This is a genomic window from Vibrio sp. M260118 (assembly GCF_036533755.1).
Classification (GTDB): Bacteria; Pseudomonadota; Gammaproteobacteria; order Enterobacterales; family Vibrionaceae; genus Vibrio.
In genome coordinates this window covers 1-516 of sequence record NZ_JATABG010000708.1, presented here as the reverse complement: position 1 = coordinate 516, position 516 = coordinate 1, and the positions used below count along the sequence as shown (strand labels likewise).

Below are 516 nucleotides of genomic sequence, written 5' to 3'. Positions count from 1 at the left end.
GCGCGTCCAAAGTGAATCAGAGCTTCGTTGATTTGCTGCTCAAACTCTAGCTTATATAAATCCTCTAGGTTTTGACGCTTAAGCTGGCTAAGTACTAACTGCAACTGTTGATTAGCTTCATACAGTTCGAGGCTTTTTCCCTCAAGCAAAGCCTCCGCCTCCTTTCTTGCGGCAACCTCTCTCGCTAACTTGCGCTCAAGGGCTGATTGATCTGCCATCCACTCTACCCTACCAAATTAACTGTAAAACGCACCTTACTTCCATCTGAAGTGAGGTTATTCATTGATAGCGATAACTCTTCATTAAAGAACGCAGCACAGCCTTCGAGTAAACCAAAACAGACATGGGACATACAGCGTGCGCTTACATAGTCAAACACCATCTCGGTCTCAGATTCAGACACAAAATCAAACTTAGGTGGGTTCGCTTCTGGATAGAGTTTTTTGACTTCAATGTGAATGTAGTCTTCCACCAACTTAACGAACTGAAACGACGTTTTACATGCTTGTAAGCTAC

The 516-nt window shown here is 43.6% G+C and carries 1 protein-coding gene and 1 pseudogene; both read right to left on the bottom strand.

The window, feature by feature from the left end:
• Positions 1-218, bottom strand: a pseudogene (locus QTO00_RS20725) (ATP-binding protein); the annotation flags it as partial.
• Positions 219-223: 5 nt separating this feature from the next.
• Positions 224-516 (bottom strand): heme NO-binding domain-containing protein (locus QTO00_RS20720; protein ID WP_331426399.1); only part of this gene is annotated, 293 nt, incomplete at its 5' end.